We start from the raw sequence: 26,035 nt of genomic DNA on the forward strand, positions 1-26,035 counted from the left end.
TTTGGGTTACAATAGACTTAGTAAATATTGGGAGGAACTATGATAAAAATAAAAAGAACATTTGCCTTATTTTTTTCACTTCTACTTTTAACAGCTTGTGGCCAGGAAGAAGTGAAAGAAGAGAGCAAAGAGCCAGTGAGGACAACTGATCTTATTGAAAACTTAAATTCTAATGAGATTGCTACAACAAGTGACCAAGGCGGAGATAGTGACTTAGCAGTTGAAGATACAAATGATTCAGAAGAAAAAGAGGAAGTTGAAGAAAAAATTGAAACCATAACTCTAAAAACAGGTGGAGACCTTATGGCAAATATGGGACAAACCCAATATGCCTACAATAAGGGAGGTGGATCCTATGATTTCTCAGACTCATTCATGTATGTTTCAGATTTTATTAGTGATGCAGATATTTCAATCGCAAATTATGAAACAACTACTGATCCAAATGTCCCATACGCTGGCCATCCTAGATTTAATGCTCCACCAGAGTATCTGGAAGCTATAAAAGAAGCTGGATTTGATATTGTAACAACTGCTAACAACCACTCGCTAGACAATGATATTGAGGGAGTCAATACAACAATTGAAGCTATTAGGGATGCAGGACTTGATCATGTAGGTACCCGTGCTGAGGGTGATGACACTAGATTTATCATAAAAGAAGTTGGTAATATCAAACTTGCATTCTTATCCTATACCTATGGATGTAATGGGAAAGTAGATTTATTTCAAGTGCGCGAAGAAGTACCAGAAGTAAACTACCTAAATGAAGATGAAATCAAAGATGACATCAAAAAAGCAAAGGAAAAGGGTGCTGATTTTGTAGTGGTATATCCTCATTGGGGGATAGAATTGCGCTCAAATGCAGATCCTAGCCAAATAGAATTAGGGCGTAAAATGATTGACTGGGGAGCAGATCTAGTAATAGGAAATCATCCACACGTAGTAGAGCCTTATGAAGAATACGAATCAGCTGATGGCAGAAAAGGATTTATAGCCTATGCCTGCGGAAATTTTATAAGTATTCAAAATTTAGAAACAGTAAATGACATCAGGACTGAGCAATCAGTAGCATATAGATTTGAATTATCCAAAAATCTAGCAGATGGCAAAACTTCAATCGATGATATCGAAGCTTATCCTCTTTGGGTTGGTATGACTTATAACGATTATGGACGCAGTGTGAGAACTTACTTATGTGAAGATTTCCTAGATGGTGGGAAATATTATGATGAAGTGGACGAATACCAAAGAGATAGGATACAAAAAGCTTATGATGCAACCATGGCGACCATTACCAGTGAGGTAGATTATTAATGGGACCGTGGACTAGTTTTGAAATTGGAATCTTAGATGCAATTCAGAAATTATCGACACCTGGCCTTGATAAATTTATGGTAACAATTACAAGCCTAGGCAATATGTCGATAATTTGGATTGCCTTTATAATAATTTTTTTATCTACAAAAGAATATAAGACCATGGGTAAGGTAATGGTCTTAGGATTTATTTTAAATCTGATAATAGTAAATTTATTATTAAAAAATATTTTTACCAGAGTGAGACCCTTTAATATTGTAAACTACGCAAACTTATTAATTCCAGCCTTAAAAGATGGTTCATTTCCCTCAGGGCATACATCCTACGCTTTTACAATTTTTACTATAGTATTATTTATGGCTAAGAAAAAATCACTAAAAGTACTTACAGGTATATTGGCTGTTTTAATTGCCTTTAGCAGATTATATTTGTACGTTCATTTTCCCACAGATGTAATTGGAGGAGCCATAATAGGATTTATATTAGCAATTCTAGCTATGAAAATCTATTTTACTAAGAATATAAGGGAGAAACTTGCCAATACCAATTTGCAAAGAAGTCAAAAAGTGTTATAATTATTAGGTAACCATTGAGCCGGTGTGTTGGAATTGGCAGACGAGACAGACTCAAACTCTGTTGTCCACCAGGGCGTGTGGGTTCGAGTCCCACCACCGGCACCAAAAAAGCTTATTCGCTTAAGAGAGACCAAGAGTCTATAAAAAATAATATAAAAACCTCGTAGTCAATTTAGATTACGAGGTTTTTTATATGATTTTTTAAAAGACTTTACTAACCTATAAATTCATATACTATTTTAATCAAATCTTTAAAATATCCACATTTTACGTTATACTATAACTAAGGAGTGACAAATGAGTAAAACACTTATGCTAATTGATGGTTCTAGTTTGATTTTTAGGGCTTTTTTTGCTCTTCCAAACCTTACAAACAACGATGGAGTAATGACCAACGGTGTGTATGGTTTTTTAACTATGTACCAAAATGCTTTTGATAAATATAATCCAGATTCTGTTCTTGTTGCCTTTGATAGGTCTGGTAAAACTTTCCGCCACGATGAGTTTAAAGATTATAAGGCAACCCGTGATAAGATGCCAAGTGAGCTTTCTTATCAATTTGGAATTTTAAAAGATATACTTGACTCTATGAAAGTAGCCTACACTGATCTTGATGGTTTTGAGGCCGATGATATAGTAGGAACTTATGCCGATATGGGCCAAGAAGCAGGTTATGAAGTTGTAATCATAACTGGAGACCGCGATTATTTACAGCTGGTAGATGAGAATATCACAGTTTATCTTACTAAAAAAGGAATTTCTGATATGGTTGAGTATAATTTATCAACTATAAAAGAAGAATATAGTCTAACTCCTCAGCAATTAATAGATGTTAAGGGTCTTGAGGGAGATAAATCTGATAATATCCCTGGTATTGATGGTATAGGTCCTAAAAAAGCAATTGGATATATCCAAAAGTATGGTTCTATTGAGGGGCTTTACGATCATATTGATGAAATCTCTGGTAAAAAAACCAAGCAAACTTTAATAGATAGCGAATCAATAGCCTATATGAGCAAAAAAATTGGGACAATAATTAAAAATGCCCCAGTAGAAATTGAATTGTCTGATCTAGAATTAACTGAGCCAGATTATCCAGCACTTAAAGAAAAGTTTTCAAAATATAACTTCAATAAGTTTTTAGAAAAAATCGAAGGTCAGGTTGATGTTGCTGATACGGATAGAGAATTTGAATATTTAGAAACTGATGATTACAAAGGGCTAATAGATTCTATTAATAAAAATAAAGAATTTACTTTTAAATCTTTTTTTGATGGGCAAAATTACATTCATTCACAGATTTATAAGTTAGCTATAAAAACTATTGATTGCAAGACTTATATTATAAAGGCTGATGATGAATTTGTTTCAAAATTTAAAGATATTTTTGCAGATAAGAATATAATAAAAAATTCTTTTGATATAAAAGAAGATGTAGTTTTATTAAATAAATTAGGAATTAATCTAGCCTTGCCTTATGATGATACCATGCTTATGCATTACCTAATAGATCCATCTAGGTCTTCCTATGATGTGAAAACTTTAAGTCAAATTTATTCGGATTTTGAACTTATAAGTGAGGTAGATTTAATTGGCAAAGGTGCAAAAACTAAAAAATACGAAGACATCGACCAAGACGAATTAAATTCATATATAGCATCAGTTCTTTACACTATTGAAAATTCCAAAGAAAAACTGGTAGATGAATTAAAATCCTACAAGATGTATGACCTCTACCAAGATATAGAAATTAAACTTTCCAAGGTTCTTGCAGATATGGAAATAGCTGGTTTTGTAACGGATATTAAAGTTTTGGAAAACCTTAAAGCTGAAATAGATGAGGTTATAGAAGGGTTGACTAGGGAGATTTATGAGCTAGCAGGTTCTGAATTTAACATCAATTCTACAAAACAATTAGGGGAGGTCTTATTTAAAGATTTAGACTTACCAGTTATAAAGAAAACTAAAACTGGATTTTCAACTGATGCATCAGTTCTAGAGAAATTACGCGATGAACATCAAATTATTCCTAAAATCGAACAATACAGGGAAATGTACAAATTGCGTTCAACTTATATCGAAGGCCTGGAAAGTGCAATCGATGAAGACGGAAGAATAAGATCCACCTTTAGGCAGAGCATTGCTTCCACAGGCAGACTTTCATCTACAGAACCAAATTTACAAAATTTGCCTATAAGAACTGAAGAAGGTCGCAAAATTAGAAAAGCCTTTAAGGCAAGTCCTGGCAAAATTTTAATAGATGCTGATTATTCTCAAATCGAGCTGAGGATATTAGCATCATTATCAGAAGATGAAAATATGATAGATGCCTTCATAAATGGGGTTGATATTCACACAAAAACAGCATCAGAAGTTTTTGACAGACCTTTAGAAGAAGTTACAAAAGTTGAAAGATACAATGCAAAGGCAGTAAATTTTGGTATAATTTATGGGATAAGTGATTATGGACTGTCCCAAAACTTAAATATACCAAGACCTCTAGCAAAAGATTATATAGAAGGATTTTTTGAAGGATATCCAAATGTAAAAAAATATATGGATAATATCATAAAAAAGGCCCGTGAAGACGGATTTACAGAGACCTTATTTAATCGCAGGAGATACATTCCAGAAATCACTTCAAAAAACTTTAATGTAAGAAGCTTTGGAGAAAGGGTTGCCTTAAATACTCCAATCCAAGGTACAGCAGCAGATATTATAAAAATTGCTATGATAAAAACAGATGAAAATCTTAAAAAAGCAGGTCTTGATGCACAGATTATCCTCCAAATCCACGATGAAATCATTCTGGAATCTTCTATAGAGGATAAGGAAAAGGCAATTGAGATTTTAAGACAATCCATGGAATCAGCTGCTAGCCTTAAGGTACCCTTACTAGTTGAAATTGACACAGGAGAAAGCATGTATGAGTCCAAGTAAGATTGTAATTACAGGGACAATAGCTTCTGGAAAATCAACCTTGTGCAAGCTATTAGAAGAAATGGGTTTTAAGCTTATATCTGCAGATGAAGTAAACAAAGAATTACTAATTCCTGGAGCAAAAAATTATGAGGCTATAAAAAAATCTGGGGATTTTGATCAAGCTTTTGAAAATGAAAGCTTAAATAAAAAGAAACTTGCAAAAATAATTTTTTCTGATAGAAAAAAACTAAAAAAACTAAATCAGCTTAGCCACAGAAATATCTTAGATGAGATTGAAAAACAAATCGAAATTTTAGATGAAAAAGTAGTTTTTATCGAAATCCCACTTTTCTTTCAAATGGAAGAGAAATTTGATGCAGATGAAGTATGGCTGGTGGTCGCTGACTATCAAATTCAAATCAAGAGATTGATGCAAAGAGATAAAATCAGTCTTGAATATGCTAAAGCAAAATTAGAAAGTCAAGAACAATTACTAAATATGAAAGAAAATAGTAATGTAGTTTTTGATAATAGCACAAGTGTAGAAAATCTTTCTACCCAACTTAAAAAAGTCTTAAAACAAAAGGATTTACTATGAAAGTTTTAAAATTTATAGGAAAATTAATAGGCTATATATTGCTTACAATATTGTTAGCAATAGCTATAAGCTACGGGATAATAGCCTACCAAACTTCACGCACACAAATCAATTACCAAGAGCAGATTACAGAAATATCTGAACAGGCAAATGTGGATCCACTATTTACTGCAGCTATTGTAAAAGTAGAGTCAGACTTTGACAACGATGCCCACAGTCACCAAGGCGCCCAAGGGCTAATGCAAATTCTAGATGAAACTGCAAAACACTCAGCAGAAGTAATTGATATGGAATATTATCCAGAAAAATTAAATGACATTGACTACAACTTAAAACTTGGAGTAGGTTATTATGATTACTTGATGAGATATTATAACAATCGTCAATTAGCCCTAGCAGCCTACAATGGTGGAGTGGGAAATGTCGATAAATGGATCAAGGAAGGGATTTTAGATAAGGATAATCCAGATGTTTCAAAAATTCCATTTGAAGAAACCAGACAATATGTCACAAAGGTAGAATCCACCTACGATGTTTACAAAACATTTTATAAGGATGGTCTCCCATCAAATACAGAATTATCTGACCTAGGACAATTAAGTTACAATAATTTTATGACATTTATCAACGATCTTTTATATAATATCATATAGTTGTTGATGAAAGTCACAAATTCATTTATAATATAAAAGAAGATAAATAATATTAAGGAGATGCATATGGCAGGAAATGCTTTGACATTTAGAAAAGGTGTTCACATAGATGAGTTCAAAGAACTCTCAGAAAATAGTGAACTGTACACCTTACCTACACCAAATGAGCTAGTGATTCCGCTTACTCAACATATTGGTGCACCAAGTAAATGTCTTGTAAATAAAAAAGACGAAGTACATATAGGAGATTTAATCGGCGAGGCTGTTGGTAACTTCTCAGCAAATATCCATTCATCAGTAAATGGAGTTGTAAAAGACATAATAGATATTCAAACAGCATCCGGTAAAAATTCTCAAGCAGTTGTTATTGATACAGAAGGCTACGATCAAGAAAAAGAGTACATATTAAACGAAAACGTTCAATTAAATAAAGAAGAGATCGTAGAGAAAATTAAAGCGGCTGGAATAGTTGGTATGGGTGGGGCAGCCTTTCCAACTCACATAAAATACACACCAGCAAAAGAAGTTGACACAGTAATAGTAAACGGTGCAGAATGCGAACCATACGTTACTTGCGATGATTATATACTAAAAAATAGACCGGAAAACATTGTAAAGGGTCTAGAAATTTTAGTAGTAGGATCAGGGGCAAAACAAGGAATTATTGCGATTGAAGATAATAAACCAAAAGCCTTTGAAAAAGTATCAGCATATTTAGAAGAATATAAAAACCATGCTACAAATATGCCAGAGCTAAAAGTAGTTAAACTTGCTACAAAATATCCACAAGGAGATGAAAAAAGACTTATTGATGCTACTTTAAACAGAACTGTACCATCAGGTGGTCTACCAATGGATGCAGGAGTTATAGTATCAAATGTTTCTACTGTAAATGCAGTATATGAAGCAATCTATTATGATAAGCCACTTTATGAAAGAGTGATGACAGTAACAGGTCATAATGTTAAAAATCCTCAAAATGTCCTAGTAAAAGTAGGTACATCTTTTGATTATGCAATTGATGCAGTTGGAGGACTAAATGGTGAAATTGGAAAACTAATTAGCGGTGGACCAATGATGGGTATTGCCCAACCAAATTCAGGAAATCCAGTAGAAAAAGCTACAAACTGTATTTTAGTACAAACAAAAGAAGAAGCAATCCCAGCAGAAATTGAACCATGCATTAGATGTTCTCGTTGCGTTGATGTTTGTCCAGTTAATTTACTGCCTCTTTATATCCACAAATTTGCCTTAAATGAAAAATTTGATAAGGCTGAAGATTACAGAATTATGGATTGTATAGAATGTGGATCTTGTTCTTATATTTGCCCATCTAAGAGACCTCTTGTGGAAGCAATTAGATTTGGTAAACGTCAAATAAGACAAGCTGGAAAGGGTAAGTAGGAGTAGATATATGGAAAATAGAGAAAAATTATTAGTCACATCTTCTCCTCATGTGAGAAGTAAAAATACTGTACAAAGCGAGATGAGAGATGTAATAATCGCTTTAGTACCAGCGGGCATTGCTGCAGTATATTATTTTGGTTACAGAGCCTTAATTTTAATATTAGCATCAGTTTTAGCTTGCGTTTTATCAGAATTTTTATTTAACAAATTTACAAAAAGAAAACAAACTGTAAAAGATTTGTCAGCAGTAGTAACAGGTATATTATTAGCTTACAATGTGCCATTTACTCTACCTGTTTGGCAAATAGTTATAGGTGCGATTTTTGCAATTGTAGTTGCAAAAATGGCCTTTGGTGGTCTTGGTCAAAATATTGTAAACCCAGCCTTAGCTGCAAGAGCATTTTTACTAGCTTCTTGGTCGGAAACAATGTCAACTTTTGTACCACCTCAAAGAGTAGCAACTCTAAAATCAGTTAGCACAATTTCAGCGCTTTCAGCTGCAACTCCACTTTCAGAGCCACAATCTTATTCTGTAATGGATTTATTTTTAGGAAATATTCCTGGATCTTTAGGTGAAGTTTCAGCCCTAGCCCTACTTTTAGGATGTGCTTACCTACTAATTAGAAGAGTTATTAATATCAAAATGCCACTTATTTACATAGCGACAGTTACAATTCTTTCAGGATTATTTACAGGTTTTGATAATATACTAAAAGATGTTTTATCAGGTGGTTTACTTCTTGGTGCAATATTTATGCTTACAGACTACACAACTAGCCCAGTAACTCCAAAGGGTCAAATTGTTTATGCAGTATTAGCAGGAATATTGACAGCAGTTATTAGAGCCTTTGGTGGTTATCCAGAAGGGGTAAGTTATTCTATCTTACTTGCAAACCTTGTAGTACCAATTATAGAAAAATATACAAGACCAAAAGTTTTTGGTGTTGATTATAGCAAGAAAAAAGGAGGGGCAAATGAGTAATTTTAAATTAGGTTTAAGATTATTTGCCATTACAGCAGTAGTAGCTTTAGCACTTGCTTTTACAAATAGTCTGACAGCTCCAGTAGTTGCAGAAAATCAAGCACAAGAATTAAAAAAATCTCTATCTGTGGTTTATCCTGCAGATTCTTATGAAGAATTAGAAGTGGATAAACCAGAAACAATAGAAAATGTTTATAAAGCAATTACAAGTGATGGAGAAGGATATGTATTCCAAATCAATTCTCCAGGTGGATATGGTGGAGATATTGAATACCTAATAGGTGTTGACAAAGACCATAACATAACAGGATTTGCTCCATTAAATCACTCAGAGTCACCAGGATTTGGTGCTGAAATGGAACAAGATTTCTTTAAAGAGGGAATGGTTGGAGTAAATATGGATAATGAAGTTGGTTATTCAGAAGCTGGTGGCGAAAATGAGATCGTAGGTATTTCTGGAGCTACTATTTCTACTACAACTATTGTAAAAGGAATTAACGATGCTAGACAAGTACTAGCTAGTCTGGAATAGGAGTTACAATGGAACAACAATTAGATAGACCTTTTGTAGACGAAAATGCAAAAGTAGATAGTAAAAGAAAACAAAAAGTAAATCTTGGTAAGGTATTTTCTGATGGGATATTTAAAAATAACCCAGTCTTTGTACAATTAGTAGGAATGTGTTCAGTCCTAGGGGTTTCATCAACTATGCAAAATGCTATTGGTATGGGATTATCAGTTATATTTGTATTAGTGATGAGTAACCTAGTAGTATCTTTACTTAGAAATTTTATAAAAGATGAAATTAGAATCCCAGCTTTTATCGTAATTATTGCAGGATTTGTAACTATAGTTCAGTTAGTACTTAGGGCATATGTACCTTCTTTATATAAATCTTTAGGTATATTTATCCCACTAATTGTAGTAAACTGTGTAATCCTTGCACGTGCAGAAGGATTTGCTTCAAAAAATGGTCCTATCGCATCTATTGTTGATGGATTTGGCCAAGGACTTGGTTATACTCTTGCTATCTCAGTTTTAGCTTTTGTAAGAGAATTATTAGGAGCAGGAACAGTATTTGGAAAAACTATTATTCCAGCAGAATACACAATTGGATTCTTACAACAACCAGCATCATCATTTATAGTTTTAGGTTTATTATTTGCAGCATATGCAGCTTATACTAACAAAAAAGAACGTAAAGCTGCTTTAGCTAAATAGGAGAGCATATGACAGATTTAATATCAATAATAATTGGTGCAATATTTGTATCAAACTATGTATTAGGACAATTCTTAGGAATATGTCCTGTGTTAGGGGTAACCAGTAAAGTTGAAACAGCTCGTGGTATGAGCTTTGCTGTAATATTTGTAATAACTCTAGCTTCTATAGTAACTTGGTTTATCCAATATTACTTACTGGAGCCATTAAATATTGAATACCTACAAACTGTAGTATTTATCTTAGTTATAGCATCTTTAGTACAATCAGTTGAAACAGTTATGAAGAAAAATATGCCTAGCTTATATGGCGCTTTGGGTGTATTCTTACCGCTTATTACAACTAACTGTGTAGTACTAGGTGTAGCTATAAAAACAATTACAAACCAATATGATTTGCTTCAAACTATTGTTTATGCCCTAGCAGCATCATTAGGATTTATGCTAGCTATGATGATCCTATCATACATAAGAGAAAGAATTGCAGAAAATGATACTCCAGAAGCCTTTAAGGGTGCGCCAATGAGTCTTATTACCCTAGGACTTATGTCAATAGCATTTATGGGCTTTGCAGGATTATAGGAGTCATTTATGAATGAAATATTATTACCAGTTTTAGTTCTAGGGGCCTTAGGATTTTTATTTGCTATTGCTCTTGGACTAATAAGTTCAAAATTTAAAGTAGAAACATCAGTTACAGAAGAAGCAGTTAGAAATGCACTACCAGGTGCAAACTGTGGAGCTTGTGGTTATCCAGGATGTGATGGCTGTGCTGCAGCAATTGCAAATGGAGAAGCTCCTGTAAGTGCCTGTGTAATTGGTGGACCAACTACAACAGAAGCAGTAGCAAAAGTTATGGGAGTTGAAGCAGTAGCAAGTGATAATAGACAAGTTGCAGTTGTAAAATGTAACGGAGACTGTGAAAGTGCAAAAGATTTATTTGAGTATTCTGGCCTTGAAGATTGTAGAGCACAGATAGCACTTTTTGGTGGTAAAAAAGAATGTAACTACGGATGCATAGGTTGTGGTACTTGCGAAAAAACTTGTCCATTCGACGCTATCCACGTACATAATGGAGTTGCTAAAGTAGACCGTGATAAGTGTGTTGCTTGTGGAAAATGCGTGGAAGCTTGTCCAAAAGATATTATAACTTTAGTACCATACGCACAAAAAGCAGTTGTTTTATGTTCTAACCAAGAAAAAGGTAAAGATGCACGTAAAAAATGTGATAAGGCATGTATAGCATGTACACTTTGTGCAAAAACTTATCCAGAAGGATTTGAGATGAAGAAAAACTTATCAGTTGAAAACATTAATTCTGACTTAGATTTAGAATTATTACAACAAGCAGCAGACAAATGCCCAAATAAATGTATAGAAGTTTTTAACTAATAGATAAATGATAAACCGGCTCGACCGGTTTATTTTTTTACCCATTCACAATTTGCCCTAAATTGACAATAAAAACTATAAAATGTAAACTCATATAATGAGGTATTTTTATGAAAATTAAAAAGGGAGATATAATAATTTCAATTAGCCTATTGCTTTTGAGTATGTTAATGGCCTTTGGAATTTCAAATATGAATACAAAGTCCACTGGACAAATTCTTAGAGTAGAAAAAGACTCTAAATTGTATGGTGAATTTCCTTTAGATCAGGATAGGGAAATAGTTTTAGATGATAATGCACAATTTAATAAAATTGTGATAAAAAATGGTAAGGCATATATGGATGAAGCAAATTGTAGGGACCAGATTTGTACTCATATGAAAGAAATAAGTATAAATGGTGAAACAATAATTTGCTTACCAAATAGAGTGTTTTTAGAAGTGGTTGATAATTCTGTCACAGACGATGGAATTGATAAGATAAATAGGTAGTTTATGAAAGATTTGAAAAAAGTAACAAATATTGCGCTTTTGACAGCCATGGCTCTTGCAATTTCTTTAATTGAACATATGATTCCAATACCAGTTCCAATTCCTGGGGCTAAACTTGGTTTTTCAAATATGATTATTTTACTGACCCTATATTTTTATGGTATGAAGTCAGCACTTTTAGTAGGTGTTTTAAAATCATTTTTACTTATGCTAATTACAGGATCGGTAACAGCATTTTTCTATTCCTTTGCTGGTGCAATCTTAGCATCTCTTGCTATGGGTCTTTCACTAAAACTTTTAAATAGATTTTCATCATTTGTTGGTATTTCTGAAATAGGAGCATTTTTCCATAACCTAGGCCAAATACTAGTTGCAGCTATTTTTATGGGAAATATTAAAATGCTAATTTATTTTCCAGCCCTAGTTATGATGGGGGTATTCACAAGTTTTTTTGTAGGTCTTAGTGTAAACTATGTTGCAAGTCACATGGAAAAATTAAATATTGGAGACATCAAAAATGAGAAAATCAATTAAGGATTTTGACCTAGATGATAGGCCAAGGGAGAAATTAATTAGCAAGGGGGCAGATGGCTTAAGTGATGAGGAGCTTTTAGCAATTATAATCTCAACCGGAACTAAGGAAAAAAATGTAATTGAACTTTCTAGAGAAATTTTACAAACATTTTCTTATGAAAGTCTAGCTGATATTGAGGTAAGTGAACTTACAAAAATAAAGGGGATAAAGTCAGCTAAGGCAAGTTCTATTGTAGCTTCTTTGCTTTTTGGACAAAGAATTGCTCAAAAAAATATGGAAAAAAAGATTACAAAAATAAAAAATAGCGAAGATATTTACCAATATTTAAAAAATGAAGTCCAAGATAAGAAAAATGAATGCTTTTATGCTATCCTTTTAGATACGAAAAATGTTATAATATCTAAAGAAGTAATAAGTATAGGCACTTTGGATGCATCCATTGTCCATCCTAGAGAGGCCTTTAAACCTGCTATAAAAAAATCGGCAAAATCAATAGTTTTTGCCCACAATCATCCAAGTGGAGATTTTACTCCATCAAAAGATGATTTTAGAATAACCCAAAGACTAGTAGAAGCAGGTGAAATATTGGACATAGAAGTCCTAGACCACATAATTATCGGTAAAGACGGATATTATAGTTTTAAGAAAGAAAATTTTATTTAGGAGCAAATGTAGATGAATTTAAGAATGGTTGCCACAGATTTTGCCATAGATTTGGGCACGAGCAATATTTTAGTTTATAAAAAGAATGAGGGTGTCATAATCGATGAGCCTTCAATGATAGTTTTAGACCAAAATAATACTAAGGTTTTGGCCATTGGACAAGAAGCTAAGGATATGATTGGAAAAACTCCATCAAATATTCATGTTGTAAAACCAATTGAAAATGGAGTAATTACTGACTTTAATCTTACAGAGGCAATGTTAAAGCATTTTTTTAACCAAGTAAATCCCGGAACATCAATTTTTCAACCAAAGGTTGTAATTTGTGTACCAAGTGGAATAACCGATATTGAATCACGTGCCATAGAAGACGCAGCACTTCATGCTGGTAGCCGTGATATTATTTTAGTTGACGAATCGTTAGCCGCAGCTTTTGGTATGGGCCTTACACCAGAAGATCCAAGGGGCATTTTGCTTTTAAACCTTGGTGCAGGTACTAGTGAAGTGTCTGTAATTTCTTTAAATGGCATTGTTACAAGCAAAACCATAAATAAGGGTGGAGATTACATAGATGATGCCATCATTGATTTATTTAGAGAAAAAAAACGTCTTGATATTGGTAGACAAACAGCAGAGGATATAAAAATAAATCTATTAAGCCTAAGGGTAAAAGATGGTGAAAACTCCATGAGTGTTGATGGAAGAGATTTATTATCAGCAGCTCCAAAGACTGTAGATATCAAAAGCAAAGACCTTGTAGAATGTATAATGCCTTATGCAGATGAAATAGTAAGTATGATTTATGAAGTCCTTGAAAAAATCCCACCAGAACTAACAGCAGACATCAAGAAAGATGGCTTTGGTTTAACTGGTGGCATTAGTAAAGTGCGAGGTCTTCGTGAATATATAGAACATAAATTAAATCTATCTTCTTATATATCTGAAAATCCAGAAACAGATGCAATTTTAGGTACAGGTAAGATATTAGAAGATCCAGATAGATTTTTTAAATATCGTAAGTAGGTAAAAATGGCATATAGAAGAATTAAAAAATCCAACAAATCTTTTTTAATAACAGTTTTTGCACTTTTGATAGTAATGGGTGTTTCATCTCAAACTGATGCCCTTTCAGGTGCAGGATCAAATATTGCAAATACAATTTTTGAACCAATTGAGAGCATTACTTACTCAATCTCATCTGAAATAATGGGGCAAATTGAAAGAACAGTTGGATCAAAAGAAACCAGAGCAGAGGTAATGAGACTAGAATCGGAAAATAGATCTTTAGTAATGGAAAATGCAAGACTCACTTCAGTAATAAATAAAGAAGATTTTCTAAAAAATGAAGCAAAAGCCATTGATGAGTCACAAAATGAATATATCAAAGCAAATGTAGTAAATTCTGATGTAAGTTCATTAACCAGCAATTTTACAATAGATAAGGGAAAAAAAGATGGTATCAAGCAAAACGATATTATCTTACAAGCTATTGGAGATAGTAATTACTACACAGGTCTAGTAGGTAAAGTTACTGAAGTATTTGAAACAACAGCACGTGTTGAAACAATAAACAATCAAGCAAACGATGTTTCATTTATAAATACCAGAAGCGGAGATTATGGGGTTATTGATAAATTTACATCAAGAACCATCCAAGGATATATGCTTGATGTAGAAAGTGAAGCTAAAAATTCTGATGTTTTAATGACCAGTGGTCTAGGTGGAGTATATCCATATGGAATTTACATTGGACAGATTAGCAATGTTTCAATGAGTCAAGATACCCTTAGAAAAAATATTACAGTAGATTCACCAGTGGATTTTTCCCATATTTATAGAGTTTTAGTCCTAAAAGGAAATAATTCATATCAAATAGATGAAAAAAATAAAGAGTCAGAGGAGGAAAATATAAGTGAATAAATTCAAGACATTTTTAGTATTTTTAATATCATTTATCCTCCAAACAACAATTTTTTCTAAAATTGATATATTTGGTGCGAATATAAATATCATAATTCCTGCAATAGTTGCATTATCACAAATTTTGGGAAATAAAATTGGACCTTATGGGGCAATGATTACAGGAATTATTGAAGATTTTCTATTTACAAATTTAATTGGGCCAAGAGCTCTATCATATTTCTTGATAGGATCATTTGTTTCAAGTGATAGATTTAATTTTGCAAAAGATAGACCAACAGGTCTTGTAATGACATTTTTTGCAAGTATCTTCAATTTCTTGCTTTTGACATTAATTTATTTTATATTTACCAGACAAAATAATTTGATGAATTACTTGCCATTACCCTTACTTATTGAATCTATATTAAATACATTAATTTATTTCGTTTACTATCACATAGCTAAAAAAATAATGTATATTCCAACATATAGGATTTAGGAGTTTTTAAGTGAGAAAACAAAAGGAAAGACGATTAGTACTTATTCAGGCTCTTGTAATTCTCCTAATGGCCATAATAATCGGTAGACTTTTTACAGTTATGATAGGTCAAGGAGATTATTATAGAGATTTATCTGACAATAGAAAAGTAAAAGAAGTAGATGAAATTGCCAGTCGTGGTAATATTTACGATAGAAATGGGAAAATTCTTGCAACAAGTATCCCATCTTTTGCTGTGCAGATTTATAAGGACCAACTTCAAGAACTAGAAGCAGAAGATAGGATAAAAAATCTTGGCAAACTAGTAAATATCTTAGAAGAAGACGGGGTAAATTATACAGATGAATTTGCTCTAAAATTAAATTCTTTCGTGTATAAAAGAAAAGAAGATTATTTTATCCTAGGTCAGATGCCAACAGAGGTTGTAGTTTCAACAATCATTGACAACGACTTAGTTAGAGAATTTTTAACTACTGTTTATAAAGACGAAAATATTGAATATGAAACAATGAATACCGCCTTGCTTGCCCTTAAAAAAAGGGGAATTGATATACCAGCAAATATTAGTCAAGATGGAGGTCAAGTAAAAGTATCCTACAGGGATAACTCAAAGAAAAAATTGGAAGCTGTTGGATATAGCGAAGATGAAGATCCAATTGATGTTGTAATTGATGCGGTTGGCAACGACAGATCAGTTTTACTTTCTATTTTGCAAAACTCAAATGCAAGGAAATTGGCCTATGAGCTTCTAAAAAATGCTAATTTACTTGGGAGCATTGAAATGGAACCTTATGTTGTAAAAGCAAATGAGGATATGATTGAAAAAAAGGCTAAATTATCAAAAGTTTACCCAGAAGTTAGCCTAAAAAGTGAACCAAGTAATGATTTTTACGAAATAGTAAAAACTTCAACTATAAATGAAGTCTTAAGCCAGGCTAGTGTGAAGGATGATGGTTCTTATGTAATTCCAGCAGATATTTTAATCCAACAACTTGAAAATCTTGGAATTTATGCAAACTTCGAAACAGAAGTTATAACTGAAACCAAGGATGAGAGAAATACTTATAAGGTTAATATCAACTTCAAAAACCCTCAAGCAGGATCTCCAGTAGATGAGCTTGCAAGGATAGCAGATGAAAATGATTTGCTAAAACCACTTATATTATCAGAAGATATTAAGTATATGGCTCAAAATGCAAACACTAGAAATAATATCTATCCATCCATAGATATATCTGAAGATGATCCAGAAGATTGGGATTACACATTTAATATCGAAAAAAATAATTTTTACACTTATTATGCAGGCAAAGATAAGATAAATGACCGCGACAAGGTGGTTTCAATCCTTGAAAATGAACAAGACGCAAAGGAAATATTAAACTACCTAAAGAAAATAAATGATTTGGAACAATACTCAGACCTAGAGGCAGTAGGCATTCTTACAATTGATAATAAAATCAATCGTCAAGGCAGTTTCGGATATCGTCCTATAAACTTAGTATATAATATAGATGAATCTACAGTTTTAAAAATCGAAGAAAATATCGATGCAACTGCAGGTATTCAAGTAGATACTATTCCAATTAGATCATATCCAAATAGATATTTAGCAAGCCACATACTTGGATATATGGGACCGATTGCAACAGCTGAAGAAGTAGACAAATACGTAAACGAACGTGATTACTTACGTGATGAGATTATAGGAAAAACTGGCATCGAAGAATCCTACCAGGACAATCTAAAAGGAAAAAACGGTAAGTCACTTGTAACGGTAGACTCAGCAGGAAATAGAAAACAAACTATTTCACAAACTCCATCTGAACCAGGTGATGATTTATACCTATCAATTGATGCTGATCTTCAACAACAAGTCGAGAAATCATTAGAAGGTGTTCTTGATGCCATTAGCCAAGGCTACCAATACGAATCAGATTATGGAACATTTATGCCACTTAGACAGGCTCCTCACGCTTCAAGCGGGGCTGTTGTGGTATCAAATGTAAAAACTGGTGAAGTTTTAGCCATGGCTTCTTTCCCAAATTATGATCCAAACCTATTTTCAACTGGTATATCTCAATCTGATTGGGAAAGCTTACAGGTAGAAGAAGATAGTGGACCACTAGTACCACGACCTATGCTAAATATAGCAAGCCAAACTGCGGTTATGCCAGGATCTACATTTAAGCTAGTAACAGCCTTAGCTGGACTAGAAAGTGGTCTAGATCCTCAAGCAGTAATTACGGATTATGGATATGTTGAGGTAGGTAATCAAACTTTCAATAACCTTGCTTGGACAGAGTACGGTATAACCCAGGGTGAGGAAAATCTTTATGGTGCAATCAGAGACTCGAATAACTATTATTTCTATGTTTTGGCACTAGGAGAAAACCCACATGATGGAAAATCCATCGGCACAAAGCTAGATTTAAATGATATTAGACTTGCTGCTGAAAAACTAGGACTTGATCAGCCTACAGGCATTGAGGTAAACATACCAAGAGAGACAACAGGAAACATCCCGTCAATTGGCAAAAAAATTGAAATAACCAAAATGATGCTACAAAATTATTTGGAAAACAAATTGCCAGTTTATTTAAAAGATGGGGTAAAGAAATCTAGAAGCGAATTTGAAAGTGATGTTGTTGAAATTGTAAAGATGACTTCAAATCCTAGTGAATGGACACGTAAAAATATTATTGAATTCCTAGATGAAAAAGGATATGAAGCAGAGAGTATGAAGGGTAAAGACAGGGCTGGACTTGCAGATACAATTAAATACACTTATTTAAACCAAGCTGAATGGGATATTACAGATATGCTAAACATTGTAATAGGACAAGGGCAAAATGCCTACACACCAATTCAAATGAACAGAGCTATCGCAACTCTAACAAACGGCGGTTATCTAAATAAGTTTACCCTAGTAGATAAGGTTACAAATCACGACTCAGGTGACATTTTGTTTAACAATGTTCCAGAAAGATCAAGAATAGATATAAAAGATAAAAAATACTTAGAAGATATAAAATATGGAACACTTCTAGTATCACAAAATAACAAAATATTAAATCAATTGCCAGTAGATATTGGTATAAAAACTGGTACAGCAGAAGTAGAGGGTAAAAATACAGATGGAACTGACTATGACTCATATGCATGGATGGTTGGATTCGCACCATATGATGATCCAGAAATAGCTATAAGTATAGTGCTAACCCAAGGGGATACATCTTACAATGCTACACCGATTATGCGTGATATAGTTTCAAAATATTTTGATTTAGATGTATTCCTTACAAATTCAGGTGATACCCCACAAGATGCAGATATTGCAGAATTAGGGGATTCAGTGATCAACGAAGATCAAGGATTGCCTCAAAATCCAGAAAATCCAGAAAACACAGAAGAAAATCAGAATGATAACAATGCTGGAGACGGCGGAAATCCAAACTAAAGGAAGAAATAATGAAAGTTTATGTTATAAATGGCCCAAAAGCTATTGGGAAAACAGATTTTTCAGTAAATTTAGCTGAATACTTACAACAAAATAATAAAGTATTATTGCTCCAAGGAAAACGCGCCACAACATCAAATATAGAGGACTATTTCCAAAAAGATGGAATGATAACCTATGATTTGGCAGATTATTTTACAGGACTAGCACCCCTTGAAAGAGTACTAGTCCATGAAAATGATAATCTTGATTTTATCATCAGTCCACTTTTAGAAGATAAATACCAAATAAATGGGGAAGATATCAATAATCTTTTAAATAACATTTCCTATGATTTTGTAGTTATAGATGGCGTAGACAAAAATCTAATAGCGAATAAAACTTCAATTGATATTATTGGAGAAAATGATTTGGCATTAGTAAATGATAGTGATGCATTTTTTATAAATAAAGTATCAGATGATTTTGATATAAGAAATCATAAGGATACTATTGATGCAAAATCATCCAAGTATCTTGGAACAGTAAAAAATGGCGAATATTTTAAAAATGTAATCGAAAATCTAATAGCTGGCAATGAAGTAGAAATACCAAAATTAGGATTTTTTGAGAAATTAAAGGCTAGTTTTAGAAAATAAAAATAAGGACTAAGTTAGATTAAAATTTCTAACTAAGTCCTCTTTTTTTGCTTTAGGTAATTTTTTTATGGCAATTTCTCTTTTTAATGCTTCTGATTTATCCGATATTTCTTCGTAATACACTAATTTGCAGGGGCCTTTTGCTCTGGTGTATTTAGCACCCTTGCCAGAATTATGTAAAGCCAGTCTTTTTTCTAAATCAACACACCAACCAGTATATAAAGAATTATCCCTGCATCTTAAAATATAAACGTAACCAAAAGTCATTTAAAAAGCTCACCAACTACCTTATTTATAATATCAAATTCAAAACCCTTACCAGCTAGATACCTGTATACTTTTTGCTTATTTTCGATTGAAAAATCATTTCTAGCCTTTTTTAAAGCAAAATTGTAGGCATTTTCGTACTCTTGTTCGTCATTGATTATCTCAAGATATTTTTCAATCAATTCATCAGATATTTTCTTAGTTTTTAGGGAGTAACGAATTTTATTTTTTGACCACTTTGATATATTGTGCTTATCAGAAACATAAGATTTTACAAATAGTTCATCGTTCAGAATCCCGTATTCATTGAGAAAACTGATAGTTTTTTCAATTGAAACATTAGAAAAATTATTGTCTTTTAAAATTTTTTCAATCTCAAAACTAGTTTTTTGAGCATAGGAAATTTTACCAAGGGCAAAATTCTTCGCTCTATTAAACTCATCTTCACTTAAAATTTCCTTATATACATCAAAATCAAGCTCGTCATCAATATTTAATTGCAAATCATTATATAAGTCATAGGAAATATTAAAATCTTCACCTGAAATACTAAGTATCACTAAATTGTATTTATCAGAATAATCTATAGACTCAATAATCATAGACCCGCAAATGATGCATAAGCACTATAAATAATAGGAGCTACCATTGCAAGTGCAATAATTATTGCAAATAATTTTAATAAAGTTTTATTATTTTTCATCAAATTCACCTCAAATTTATTTTACTATATATCCCCAAAAATACACTAATTAATAAAAAAATCAAAAAACTTACAAAAAAAGCTTGACAAGTTATAGCAAAAAGTATTATAATATTTTTTGCAGTTAAGAATGCATGGATGGCCTTTAATTATGCCTTAAAATCTTATGTAAAGTAAATGTAAAAATTATATTAAAAAAACTTGACATAGATTTTATATAATGTATAATAGTAAGGGTAATGACCTGGTGGGTATGGTCCAGTTGGTTAAGACACCTGGTTGTGGCCCAGGAGGCCGTGAGTTCGAATCTCACTACTCACCCCATGCGGGATTGGCGGAATTGGCAGACGCGCTAGACTTAGGATCTAGTGAGAATTTCTCGTGAAGGTTCAACTCCTTTATCCCGCACCAATAGATACTAGAAACCGTTGTTTATTCAACGGTTTCTTTTTTTGTGCCAAATTTTTCTACTAATCTTTAACAATTTTAAACTATCTATGTTAAATTTTCCTAAAATAGGTTATAATTTATATTAATAGGAGGCAGTTTTGCAAAAATTTAAAAGAGTTGTATTAAAATTAAGTGGTGAAGCCCTTGCAGGAGCTAAGGGCTTTGGATTTGATGATGAAGTTATAGAAAACATTTGTGCATCTATCAAAAAAGTTCATATGCTAGATGTTGAGATAGCGATTGTTGTTGGTGGCGGTAATTTTTGGAGGGGTCGTTCTGGAGCTCAAATAGAAAGAGCTAGCTCAGATACTATTGGTATGCTCGGTACTGTTATGAATGGTCTAAGAATCCAAGGTAGTCTTGAAGAGATGGGTATGGACACTAGACTTATGACAGCCATAGATATGAAAGAAGTTGCTGAACCGTATATCAGACGCAGGGCTATTAGACACTTAGAGAAAAATCGTATAGTAATTTTTTCTGCAGGAACTGGATTACCATATTTTTCAACAGATACTACAGCTAGCCTTCGTGCTTTAGAAATTGATGCTGATGTAATCCTTCTAGGAAAAACGGGTACTGATGGAATATATGACAAGGATCCAAATATTTTTGATAATGCAGTAAAATATGACAAATTAACTTATAAAGAAATATTACAACAAGAAATCAAAATCATGGATACCACTGCAACTAGCCTTGCTATGGATAATAGTATGCCACTGATTGCTTTTGGAATCGATGATCCAAGCAATATGGTAAAAATTTTCACAGAAGAAGAAGCAATCGGTACAATTGTAAAGGAGAAATTTTAAATGAATTATGAAGAAATTAAATCATCAGCTGATAAGGACATGAAACAAGCTGTTGAGTCATTTGAAGGTAGAATTGCAAATATAAAAGCTGGCCGTGCATCAGAAGCAGTTTTGGATGGAATAACATTTTCATATTTTGGAAATGAAACACCAATCAACCAAGCTGCAACAATTTCTATCCCAGAAGCTAGACTTTTAGTTATCAAGCCTTGGGATAAATCAAATGTTGGACCAATCGAAAAAGCAATTATTAAAGCAGATACTGGCATCAATCCACAAAATGATGGTGAAGTAATCAGACTACCATTCCCAGCTCTAACAGAAGAAAGACGTAAAGAATATACAAAAGAAGTAGGAAAATACGCAGAAGATGCAAAAATTTCTATAAGAAATAAAAGACGTGATGGAATGGATGAAGTTAAGAAAAGTGAAAAATCTGGAGACATCACTGAAGATGATAAGTTTGCACTTGAAGAAGAACTTCAAAATATTACAGATAAATATATCGAAGAAGTAGAACAATTAGCAGATAAGAAAAATAAAGAATTATTAACAGTGTAGTGTGGCTAATTTAGATTTAAATAAAATAAAAGAATTTTTAAATAAGGATATATCCTCTAGTAAGATAGATAGTAGGATTATGTCCTTATTTTTAAAACAATTATCTTTGCTAATAGGATCAGGAATACCTCTAGATACGAGTTTAAAGATAATTGAAGAACAGAAGTTGGATAAAAAATTAAGCAGAGCTCTTCAGCAAATAAATTTTGATTTATCTAAAGGCTTATCAATTAATGATGCTTTTAGCCGTAACAAAAAATATTTTAATCCCATGTTAGTTGCCTTTATAAAAAGTGGGGATCAAAGTGGCCATATGGCAGAAGTATTGGATGAACTATCCACTTATATCAATGAAGAAAGCAAAAATAAAAACATAATCAAACAAGCACTTACATATCCTATTATGCTTTTATTAGTAATGATTGTAATAATTATAATCGTAATGAATTTTGTTTTGCCAACTTTTGAAGGCATATTCGAGTCTTTTGGCAAAGATTTGCCAATATCTACAAAAATTTTGATGGGACTTTCAAGATTTTTTTCAAATTATGGAATATATATTTTCTTATTTCTTATTCTTATAATCATATGCATTATGATTTTAAGAAAAGATGATCAAATACGTTTAAAAATAGATAAGCTTAATTTCCTTAAACTACCATTTTTTAAATATAGAAGGTTGAGTTTGGAATATCAATTTACATCCTTACTTTATATCTTAAAAGCGGGGGATGTAGGCATAATATCAAGCCTTGAGATTATTAAAGAATCTTTTAAAAATAAATACTTAAAAGAAATTTTTAATCAAATTATTCTTGACCTAAAGAAGGGTCATAGCCTGAGTGATAGTTTATCTAGCAAAGAAATATTTTCTCCACTATTGATATCAATGATAAAGATTGGGGAAGACAGTGGACAGATGAAATCAGCATTAGAAAAATCAAGTGAGTATTTTGCGACAGATTATATCTATAAACTCCGTCATATTTCATCACTTGCAGAACCAGTAATGATAATTTTAATGAGTATAGTAGTTGCTTTTGTAGTGTTTGCCATAGCCCTACCAATATTTGAATCGGTAAATGGGGTTGGATTTTAGGAGAAAAGATGAAAAATAAAAAGAAAAAGGGATTTACTTTAATAGAGTTAGTTATTGTAATAGCAATTATTGGAATTTTGGCTGCAGTAGCCCTACCAAGATACAATAAATCAAGACTTGCTGCTGCGGAAGCTGCTCATAAGACCAATGTACAAATGTTAAAGTCTGCTGCTATGTTAAGAAGAAATGAAATGAGCAAAACAGATAAAAAAGAAGTTAATTGGCCGAAAGACGGTGACTATAAAAACTATGTAGAAAAATGGCCTGAAATTCCTTCTAGTTTAAAGGACTCTAGTGGGAATACTCCGGATGGATATACTGTCATAATCACTCCGCAAACTATTACAGTTAATCCAGAAGAGAATGCATTCGAAGAATCTCAAGAAAAGTGATATACCCTGTATTATTTTTCTTAGGCGCGATATTTGGATCATTTGCAAATCTAGTTATAAATCGAAAAATCAAAGGTGAAAGCATTATAAGCCCTCCTAGCCATTGTGAATCTTGTGGACATAGGCTATATCCATGGGATTTGGTTCCGATATTTAGCTTTTTATTTTTAAAAGGCAAATGCAGGTATTGCGAGGATAAAATTTCATATGAAAATTTAATTGTAGAAATAATAGTCGGATTATTGGCTCTGATATTTATAAATATAGATGAATTAATCAAATCAACATTGCTTTTCTTTGCAATCCTACTTGCCCTTATTGTGGCAGTCATAGATTTTAAAAGTTTTGACATTTATATGAGCCAAATTGCCATATTAACAATAATAGGTATAATTTATCGTTATATTTTTTTAGGATTTGATTTAGGTTTTATAAAAACTGTGATTCTATTTTCAATTTTATATGAACTAATATATCTGGCATCACAAAATGCTTTGGGAGATGGTGACATATATTTTTTTCTAGCCCTATTTCTTTACTTGCCAAACAATAGAATAATTTATCTAATACTATTTTCTATATGGCTAGGAGCTATTTCAGGTATATTTATTGCCTACAAAAATAAAACGCTAAAAATACCAATCCCATTTTGTATTTACATATTTTTATCCTTCCTTATTTTAAATCTAGCTGGGGTTTGATTTATGAAGAAACGTGGTTTTACTTTGATAGAATTAATAGTGGTTTTGGCAATAATGTCTATAGTACTTGGGATTGGACTATTTAGATTCAACACTATAGACAAAATTAAGACTGAAATTGAGATTCAAAATTTAATAAATGATCTGCAATATGCAAAAGCCAAGGCCCATACAACGGGCAATACTTCTATCATAGTTCTTAATAGAAATAACTACAGGATTGTATCGGGAGATAATTATAGAAAAACTCAAAATCTACGTTATATAGAGTTACAAAGACATTATACATCTGAAGTACGTTTTTATTCTACAGGAAGTGTGGGAGGTTCAGACTATTTTTATATAAAATATAAATTTGATCCCTCAGATAAAAATATTTATAAACTTATAATTGCACCGGTAGGAGGAAGGTCTAGAATTGAAAAGATTTAAAAAAGGTTTTACATTAATTGAAACGATAATCGCCTTGGGGATATTAGCCTTAATTGCTGCCTTTTTACTCCCATCTTTGCAAAGCCTTATCAAGTCTTCAAATGAATTAAAAAACGAACCACAAATTATTTTTGCACTAGAAGAAGCCATTGAGAATGAAAAAAATAATCCTAGTCCAATCTATGACTCAAATACACAATTTGTAAACGGTTTTGAAATAATAGTTACAAGGTCAATTTATAACCAAGACTTAGATAAAATAAAAGTAAAACATAAAAATTATGAACTTGAGCTTTTAGAGGTAAATAATGAGAAAAAAAGGATTTACTCTAATTGAATTACTTGCATCATTGGCTATTGCATCGTTATTAATAGTGACAGCCTACATAATTTTTGGACTTAGTATTAAAGCTTCAAAAAACACTTACGCCAATGAATTGGACTATAAATCATCATCGTTGGGGTTTACATATGTAGAAAATGTTATTAGAAGAGCCTACAAAATCGAATTAACAGATGATAAAGGAGAGACTAACTGCAAATTTTACCTTATAAACGTATCTGATAATAAAGAATATATATCTACCTATAGATTTTTAACTGATGATAGCCAAACCACTAAGAAAAAAACTTTATATGCTGAAATCATAAATGTATCAAATAAAGGTGATTCGGATGACAGCAAGCTATATGTAAATTATCGAGCAAGCAAAGTTCCAATTGCTAAATGTAATGACCTTTATTTATATTATGATGCAGGAAATGAAACCGTAAAGATTATTATAAATAAGGACAATCCTAGACTTAGATATGAAACTTTAATTAATGTAGGTAAAAGATTATGAAAAAGGGATTTGTATCTATATTGACCCTATTTGTACTTTTAGTTTTATCACTTTCAATTACATTTGTTTATAGGCAAAATGAAAATACAAATGATTACATAAGTGATTTGTATAATAAAAAACAAGCTATTTATTTAGCTGAGTCTGTAATGAATAGTTATTTAGTTGAAAATTATGACAAATTAGAAGATATTATCCTAAAAAATGATTTAATAACTGATAAAAAGAAAACTGATAATTATAAATTGAATGAGTCAGCAAACTTTTTATACAATGGAAAAAGTTATTACATAAAGATATATCATAAATATTATGATGAGGATATGAAATTGCAGGATGTATACAAAGTAAGCCTTGAAAATGTTAGTGTAGGAGATAGTAAATCTGATTCAGCACTATGGTTTAAAGTTATTGAGGAAGATGATGATTTGGAAAATGATAAGAAAAGTATTAAAATGATTATTAGAAGTACTTATTAATTTTAAATTTTAGAAGCTATAGGTATAATGTATG

30 protein-coding genes and 3 tRNA genes are annotated in these 26,035 nt (G+C 32.1%); 31 read left to right on the forward strand and 2 right to left on the reverse strand.

Annotated elements, in window-relative coordinates; all coding sequences use genetic code 11:
• Positions 1-39 precede the first annotated feature (39 nt).
• The 20 genes from ACF3NF_RS06785 to ACF3NF_RS06880 all read left to right on the forward strand — a co-directional run bounded on the left by ACF3NF_RS06785 (position 40) and on the right by ACF3NF_RS06880 (position 19,257).
• A complete protein-coding gene (locus ACF3NF_RS06785) occupies positions 40-1,317 on the forward strand; it encodes a CapA family protein (RefSeq protein WP_394022768.1) in 1,278 nt (425 codons plus the stop codon).
• Positions 1,317-1,895 carry a phosphatase PAP2 family protein gene (locus tag ACF3NF_RS06790; protein ID WP_394022770.1) on the forward strand — a complete coding sequence of 193 codons (579 nt, stop codon included), beginning with the start codon at positions 1,317-1,319 and terminating at the stop codon, positions 1,893-1,895. Before ACF3NF_RS06785 ends, ACF3NF_RS06790 begins: the two co-directional genes overlap by 1 nt.
• An 18-nt stretch (positions 1,896-1,913) precedes the next feature.
• A tRNA-Leu gene (locus ACF3NF_RS06795) sits at positions 1,914-2,000 on the forward strand.
• Between the two features lie 192 nt (positions 2,001-2,192).
• Entirely contained in the window at positions 2,193-4,835 is a 2,643-nt protein-coding gene (gene polA / locus ACF3NF_RS06800; RefSeq protein WP_394022772.1) for a DNA polymerase I, read from the forward strand.
• Positions 4,822-5,415, forward strand: a complete 594-nt coding sequence (gene coaE, locus ACF3NF_RS06805; RefSeq protein ID WP_394022774.1) for a dephospho-CoA kinase — start codon at positions 4,822-4,824, stop codon at positions 5,413-5,415. The genes polA and coaE overlap by 14 nt, the downstream gene beginning before the upstream one ends.
• Positions 5,412-6,068, forward strand: a complete 657-nt coding sequence (locus tag ACF3NF_RS06810; protein ID WP_394022776.1) for a lytic transglycosylase domain-containing protein — start codon at positions 5,412-5,414, stop codon at positions 6,066-6,068. The genes coaE and ACF3NF_RS06810 overlap by 4 nt, the downstream gene beginning before the upstream one ends.
• A gap of 66 nt (positions 6,069-6,134) precedes the next feature.
• Entirely contained in the window at positions 6,135-7,472 is a 1,338-nt protein-coding gene (rsxC, locus tag ACF3NF_RS06815) for an electron transport complex subunit RsxC (RefSeq protein WP_394022778.1), read from the forward strand.
• A 10-nt stretch (positions 7,473-7,482) separates the two neighbouring features.
• On the forward strand, positions 7,483-8,457 hold the full coding sequence (locus ACF3NF_RS06820) for an RnfABCDGE type electron transport complex subunit D (protein WP_394022780.1): 975 nt from the start codon (positions 7,483-7,485) through the stop codon (positions 8,455-8,457).
• Positions 8,450-8,989: an FMN-binding protein gene (locus ACF3NF_RS06825; RefSeq protein ID WP_394022782.1), complete on the forward strand. Its 540-nt coding sequence runs from the start codon at positions 8,450-8,452 to the stop codon at positions 8,987-8,989. The genes ACF3NF_RS06820 and ACF3NF_RS06825 overlap by 8 nt, the downstream gene beginning before the upstream one ends.
• An 8-nt stretch (positions 8,990-8,997) precedes the next feature.
• The gene (gene rsxE / locus ACF3NF_RS06830) at positions 8,998-9,678 is read left to right on the forward strand and encodes an electron transport complex subunit RsxE (RefSeq protein ID WP_262122461.1); all 681 of its coding nucleotides are present in this window, start codon (positions 8,998-9,000) and stop codon (positions 9,676-9,678) included.
• An 8-nt stretch (positions 9,679-9,686) separates the two neighbouring features.
• Positions 9,687-10,259, forward strand: coding sequence for an electron transport complex protein RnfA (locus ACF3NF_RS06835; protein ID WP_394022784.1), 573 nt, complete (start codon positions 9,687-9,689; stop codon positions 10,257-10,259).
• A 9-nt stretch (positions 10,260-10,268) separates the two neighbouring features.
• Positions 10,269-11,069, forward strand: coding sequence for an RnfABCDGE type electron transport complex subunit B (locus ACF3NF_RS06840; protein ID WP_394022786.1), 801 nt, complete (start codon positions 10,269-10,271; stop codon positions 11,067-11,069).
• A 110-nt stretch (positions 11,070-11,179) separates the two neighbouring features.
• Positions 11,180-11,560, forward strand: a complete 381-nt coding sequence (locus ACF3NF_RS06845) for a NusG domain II-containing protein (protein ID WP_394022788.1) — start codon at positions 11,180-11,182, stop codon at positions 11,558-11,560.
• 3 nt (positions 11,561-11,563) lie between these two features.
• Positions 11,564-12,094: a Gx transporter family protein gene (locus ACF3NF_RS06850; RefSeq protein WP_262122466.1), complete on the forward strand. Its 531-nt coding sequence runs from the start codon at positions 11,564-11,566 to the stop codon at positions 12,092-12,094.
• Positions 12,078-12,758: a RadC family protein gene (radC, locus tag ACF3NF_RS06855; protein ID WP_394022791.1), complete on the forward strand. Its 681-nt coding sequence runs from the start codon at positions 12,078-12,080 to the stop codon at positions 12,756-12,758. The genes ACF3NF_RS06850 and radC overlap by 17 nt, the downstream gene beginning before the upstream one ends.
• Positions 12,759-12,770: 12 nt before the next feature.
• A complete protein-coding gene (mreB, locus tag ACF3NF_RS06860) occupies positions 12,771-13,781 on the forward strand; it encodes a rod shape-determining protein (RefSeq protein ID WP_262122469.1) in 1,011 nt (336 codons plus the stop codon).
• A 6-nt stretch (positions 13,782-13,787) separates the two neighbouring features.
• Positions 13,788-14,678, forward strand: a complete 891-nt coding sequence (gene mreC, locus ACF3NF_RS06865; protein WP_262122471.1) for a rod shape-determining protein MreC — start codon at positions 13,788-13,790, stop codon at positions 14,676-14,678.
• Complete coding sequence (gene mreD, locus ACF3NF_RS06870; protein WP_394022794.1) at positions 14,671-15,159, forward strand: rod shape-determining protein MreD; 489 nt, start codon at positions 14,671-14,673, stop codon at positions 15,157-15,159. The genes mreC and mreD overlap by 8 nt, the downstream gene beginning before the upstream one ends.
• A 10-nt stretch (positions 15,160-15,169) precedes the next feature.
• Positions 15,170-18,619 carry a penicillin-binding transpeptidase domain-containing protein gene (locus tag ACF3NF_RS06875; protein ID WP_394022796.1) on the forward strand — a complete coding sequence of 1,150 codons (3,450 nt, stop codon included), beginning with the start codon at positions 15,170-15,172 and terminating at the stop codon, positions 18,617-18,619.
• Positions 18,620-18,630: 11 nt separating this feature from the next.
• On the forward strand, positions 18,631-19,257 hold the full coding sequence (locus ACF3NF_RS06880; protein WP_394022798.1) for a P-loop NTPase family protein: 627 nt from the start codon (positions 18,631-18,633) through the stop codon (positions 19,255-19,257).
• 9 nt (positions 19,258-19,266) lie between these two features.
• Here ACF3NF_RS06880 and ACF3NF_RS06885 read toward each other — a convergent pair whose 3' ends face one another.
• Both ACF3NF_RS06885 and ACF3NF_RS06890 read right to left on the reverse strand, forming a co-directional pair.
• Positions 19,267-19,524 (reverse strand): GIY-YIG nuclease family protein, encoded by a 258-nt coding sequence (locus ACF3NF_RS06885; protein ID WP_394022800.1) that lies wholly within the window; start codon positions 19,522-19,524, stop codon positions 19,267-19,269.
• Positions 19,521-20,126: a regulatory protein RecX gene (locus tag ACF3NF_RS06890; protein WP_394022802.1), complete on the reverse strand. Its 606-nt coding sequence runs from the start codon at positions 20,124-20,126 to the stop codon at positions 19,521-19,523. Before ACF3NF_RS06890 ends, ACF3NF_RS06885 begins: the two co-directional genes overlap by 4 nt.
• A 348-nt stretch (positions 20,127-20,474) precedes the next feature.
• On the opposite strand from ACF3NF_RS06890, the gene ACF3NF_RS06895 reads away from it, so the two are divergent.
• The 11 genes from ACF3NF_RS06895 to ACF3NF_RS06945 all read left to right on the forward strand — a co-directional run bounded on the left by ACF3NF_RS06895 (position 20,475) and on the right by ACF3NF_RS06945 (position 26,001).
• A tRNA-His gene (locus ACF3NF_RS06895) sits at positions 20,475-20,551 on the forward strand.
• 1 nt (position 20,552) lies between these two features.
• Positions 20,553-20,638: transfer RNA gene (locus ACF3NF_RS06900), tRNA-Leu, on the forward strand.
• 137 nt (positions 20,639-20,775) lie between these two features.
• On the forward strand, positions 20,776-21,492 hold the full coding sequence (pyrH, locus tag ACF3NF_RS06905) for a UMP kinase (RefSeq protein WP_394022804.1): 717 nt from the start codon (positions 20,776-20,778) through the stop codon (positions 21,490-21,492).
• On the forward strand, positions 21,493-22,053 hold the full coding sequence (frr, locus tag ACF3NF_RS06910) for a ribosome recycling factor (RefSeq protein ID WP_394022806.1): 561 nt from the start codon (positions 21,493-21,495) through the stop codon (positions 22,051-22,053).
• A 1-nt stretch (position 22,054) separates the two neighbouring features.
• Complete coding sequence (locus ACF3NF_RS06915; protein ID WP_394022808.1) at positions 22,055-23,152, forward strand: type II secretion system F family protein; 1,098 nt, start codon at positions 22,055-22,057, stop codon at positions 23,150-23,152.
• A gap of 8 nt (positions 23,153-23,160) precedes the next feature.
• Positions 23,161-23,544 carry a type II secretion system protein gene (locus tag ACF3NF_RS06920; protein WP_394022810.1) on the forward strand — a complete coding sequence of 128 codons (384 nt, stop codon included), beginning with the start codon at positions 23,161-23,163 and terminating at the stop codon, positions 23,542-23,544.
• Complete coding sequence (locus ACF3NF_RS06925) at positions 23,541-24,245, forward strand: prepilin peptidase (RefSeq protein ID WP_394022812.1); 705 nt, start codon at positions 23,541-23,543, stop codon at positions 24,243-24,245. The genes ACF3NF_RS06920 and ACF3NF_RS06925 overlap by 4 nt, the downstream gene beginning before the upstream one ends.
• A gap of 3 nt (positions 24,246-24,248) precedes the next feature.
• Positions 24,249-24,677: a Tfp pilus assembly protein FimT/FimU gene (locus ACF3NF_RS06930; RefSeq protein ID WP_394022814.1), complete on the forward strand. Its 429-nt coding sequence runs from the start codon at positions 24,249-24,251 to the stop codon at positions 24,675-24,677.
• Entirely contained in the window at positions 24,664-25,014 is a 351-nt protein-coding gene (comGE, locus tag ACF3NF_RS06935) for a competence type IV pilus minor pilin ComGE (protein ID WP_394022816.1), read from the forward strand. The genes ACF3NF_RS06930 and comGE overlap by 14 nt, the downstream gene beginning before the upstream one ends.
• Positions 24,986-25,522, forward strand: coding sequence for a type II secretion system protein (locus ACF3NF_RS06940; protein ID WP_394022818.1), 537 nt, complete (start codon positions 24,986-24,988; stop codon positions 25,520-25,522). The genes comGE and ACF3NF_RS06940 overlap by 29 nt, the downstream gene beginning before the upstream one ends.
• Positions 25,519-26,001 carry a hypothetical protein gene (locus ACF3NF_RS06945; RefSeq protein WP_394022819.1) on the forward strand — a complete coding sequence of 161 codons (483 nt, stop codon included), beginning with the start codon at positions 25,519-25,521 and terminating at the stop codon, positions 25,999-26,001. Before ACF3NF_RS06940 ends, ACF3NF_RS06945 begins: the two co-directional genes overlap by 4 nt.
• The last annotated feature ends 34 nt before the right edge of the window (positions 26,002-26,035 follow it).

The organism is Anaerococcus martiniensis (assembly GCF_043187485.1).
Lineage (GTDB): Bacteria > Bacillota > Clostridia > Tissierellales > Peptoniphilaceae > Anaerococcus > Anaerococcus martiniensis.

Excerpts from the sequence above, each read along its gene's own strand:
- ACF3NF_RS06835 (WP_394022784.1), top strand. The coding sequence starts at position 9,687 with ATGACAGATTTAATATCAATAATAATTGGTGCAATATTTGTATCAAAC.
- ACF3NF_RS06930 (WP_394022814.1), top strand. The coding sequence starts at position 24,249 with ATGAAGAAACGTGGTTTTACTTTGATAGAATTAATAGTGGTTTTGGCA.
- ACF3NF_RS06890 (WP_394022802.1), bottom strand. The coding sequence starts at position 20,126 with ATGATTATTGAGTCTATAGATTATTCTGATAAATACAATTTAGTGATA.
- ACF3NF_RS06840 (WP_394022786.1), top strand. The coding sequence starts at position 10,269 with ATGAATGAAATATTATTACCAGTTTTAGTTCTAGGGGCCTTAGGATTT.
- ACF3NF_RS06825 (WP_394022782.1), top strand. The coding sequence starts at position 8,450 with ATGAGTAATTTTAAATTAGGTTTAAGATTATTTGCCATTACAGCAGTA.
- rsxE (WP_262122461.1), top strand. The coding sequence starts at position 8,998 with ATGGAACAACAATTAGATAGACCTTTTGTAGACGAAAATGCAAAAGTA.
- polA (WP_394022772.1), top strand. The coding sequence starts at position 2,193 with ATGAGTAAAACACTTATGCTAATTGATGGTTCTAGTTTGATTTTTAGG.
- ACF3NF_RS06880 (WP_394022798.1), top strand. The coding sequence starts at position 18,631 with ATGAAAGTTTATGTTATAAATGGCCCAAAAGCTATTGGGAAAACAGAT.
- ACF3NF_RS06850 (WP_262122466.1), top strand. The coding sequence starts at position 11,564 with ATGAAAGATTTGAAAAAAGTAACAAATATTGCGCTTTTGACAGCCATG.
- radC (WP_394022791.1), top strand. The coding sequence starts at position 12,078 with ATGAGAAAATCAATTAAGGATTTTGACCTAGATGATAGGCCAAGGGAG.
- frr (WP_394022806.1), top strand. The coding sequence starts at position 21,493 with ATGAATTATGAAGAAATTAAATCATCAGCTGATAAGGACATGAAACAA.
- ACF3NF_RS06820 (WP_394022780.1), top strand. The coding sequence starts at position 7,483 with ATGGAAAATAGAGAAAAATTATTAGTCACATCTTCTCCTCATGTGAGA.
- rsxC (WP_394022778.1), top strand. The coding sequence starts at position 6,135 with ATGGCAGGAAATGCTTTGACATTTAGAAAAGGTGTTCACATAGATGAG.
- ACF3NF_RS06810 (WP_394022776.1), top strand. The coding sequence starts at position 5,412 with ATGAAAGTTTTAAAATTTATAGGAAAATTAATAGGCTATATATTGCTT.
- ACF3NF_RS06945 (WP_394022819.1), top strand. The coding sequence starts at position 25,519 with ATGAAAAAGGGATTTGTATCTATATTGACCCTATTTGTACTTTTAGTT.
- ACF3NF_RS06885 (WP_394022800.1), bottom strand. The coding sequence starts at position 19,524 with ATGACTTTTGGTTACGTTTATATTTTAAGATGCAGGGATAATTCTTTA.
- coaE (WP_394022774.1), top strand. The coding sequence starts at position 4,822 with ATGAGTCCAAGTAAGATTGTAATTACAGGGACAATAGCTTCTGGAAAA.
- ACF3NF_RS06785 (WP_394022768.1), top strand. The coding sequence starts at position 40 with ATGATAAAAATAAAAAGAACATTTGCCTTATTTTTTTCACTTCTACTT.
- ACF3NF_RS06845 (WP_394022788.1), top strand. The coding sequence starts at position 11,180 with ATGAAAATTAAAAAGGGAGATATAATAATTTCAATTAGCCTATTGCTT.
- ACF3NF_RS06920 (WP_394022810.1), top strand. The coding sequence starts at position 23,161 with ATGAAAAATAAAAAGAAAAAGGGATTTACTTTAATAGAGTTAGTTATT.
- mreC (WP_262122471.1), top strand. The coding sequence starts at position 13,788 with ATGGCATATAGAAGAATTAAAAAATCCAACAAATCTTTTTTAATAACA.
- ACF3NF_RS06940 (WP_394022818.1), top strand. The coding sequence starts at position 24,986 with ATGAGAAAAAAAGGATTTACTCTAATTGAATTACTTGCATCATTGGCT.
- ACF3NF_RS06790 (WP_394022770.1), top strand. The coding sequence starts at position 1,317 with ATGGGACCGTGGACTAGTTTTGAAATTGGAATCTTAGATGCAATTCAG.
- mreB (WP_262122469.1), top strand. The coding sequence starts at position 12,771 with ATGAATTTAAGAATGGTTGCCACAGATTTTGCCATAGATTTGGGCACG.